Source organism: Novosphingobium acidiphilum DSM 19966, assembly GCF_000429005.1.
Lineage (GTDB): Bacteria > Pseudomonadota > Alphaproteobacteria > Sphingomonadales > Sphingomonadaceae > Novosphingobium > Novosphingobium acidiphilum.
Genome location: NZ_AUBA01000052.1, coordinates 1 through 1499 on the forward strand (window position 1 = coordinate 1; position 1499 = coordinate 1499).

2 protein-coding genes are annotated in these 1499 nt (G+C 51.4%); one reads left to right on the top strand and one right to left on the bottom strand.

The annotated features are described in order from the left end of the window. Positions 1 to 171 (top strand): DUF6538 domain-containing protein (locus tag G404_RS21050; RefSeq protein ID WP_425411658.1); only part of this gene is annotated, 171 nt, incomplete at its 5' end. Here the strand turns inward: G404_RS21050 and G404_RS19980 are convergent. Then, the coding region (locus G404_RS19980) for a site-specific integrase (RefSeq protein ID WP_211230808.1) at positions 90 to 1499 on the bottom strand (1410 nt) is incomplete at its 5' end. The genes G404_RS21050 and G404_RS19980 overlap by 82 nt on opposite strands.

Below are 1499 nucleotides of genomic sequence, written 5' to 3' on the forward strand. Positions count from 1 at the left end.
CGGAGTGTTAGGGGTCTTTGGCTTCGCGGCTCCGTCTACCAGTTTCGGGTTCGGGTTCCTGCCGATCTAGCAGGTGTGGTCGGACGGAATCATGTCGGTTTCAGGTGCGACAAATCTAGCTCTGGAAATTCGATGGCGCTGATAGCTTCAAACAGCACACGGGGATGGTAACCGCTACCGTAAGCATCCGAAGCTTCGCTCTGGTTTCCGCCTGTGATCCAACCACCAAGGGTCAGGACCAGATCGCGCTGAATTTTCGCATTGCGTCCAGCGTCACGAAACCCATGCCTGAATGAATGGAAACAGGTCAGGGGTGCATTGGCTTTGCTGCTGATGAGGAACCGTGAAAACCAGCGGGAAAAAGCCACCGAACGAAAACCGGTAGCGCCAGCAGGAACATCATCGAACAGCTTTATCGACCCGCTTTTTCGTTTCCGATCCACAAATGCCATGAAGCCGATTTCCAACAATGTGGGGTGCACAGGAACGATCCTCGCACTGGCTTTGGTCTTCAGAGATTTGTCTCGTTCACCAGAAGCACTCTCCTCGGTTATGACAATGCAGGATACACTCTCGATGACCTTCACATCCGCCACATCAAGCTGACATAGCTCGTTTAACCTTGCCCCTGTAAAAAGCCCCAGCAATGGAATCCAGAACCTCGCTCCAGTAGCTATCATGGTTCCTGCGGTGGCATATCCTTGTTCCTCGTCCTTGCATCCAGTGTAGATCGGTGCCGAAAAAATCTTCTGAAGCTGCCATAGCTGGAACGGCTTCCGACGATCCTGAGGGCGCACAGTATCTGCAAGCTGCAATGCCTTCGCAGGGTTTTTGCCGAGATGATCTTCCGCGACAGCCCAATTCAACATCGTAGCAAACCTTGCCATGTAGGCGTTGATGTTGGTCGTGTTGATCGTTCTGATTTTGCGGTCTTTCTTGGCTAGCTCGACAACCTCACGAACCGCCATATCTCTGTAAGTCTTGGAAAAATTCACAGGAAGCCAGCGCAGTATATCCAGAAACTCACGGCAGTTTTCTCTCGTGATTTCAGTGATAAGCGTATCTCTTCCCATCACATCCTCGACAATTTTCCGTGTCGTGTAATGTGCAAGCATCGTTCTCTTGCTGCGCTTTTTGGTCGGGTCTTGGAGATACAAATCATAAACGTCTCCCAATGTTTTGAATGGGATAGTTTTGATTTGAGGTTTCTCTTCCATCATCACCAAGGCTGTCCCTGATGATGCCAACCGTTTTTCCGGCACAGCCCCAACAGTCAGCAGTCTCTCATCGAAGGCTCTACCAGTATCTCGACGAAGGGTTTCAAACAGGCTCTCAACCTCGAACGAAACCTTCCTGCTGAGCCTGACCGCCAATGATCGACTGTCTGTTTTCAGAGACCGATTCACATGATTCCGTCCGACCACACCTGCTAGATCGGCAGGAACCCGAACCCGAAACTGGTAGACGGAGCCGCGAAGCCAAAGACCCCTAACACTCCG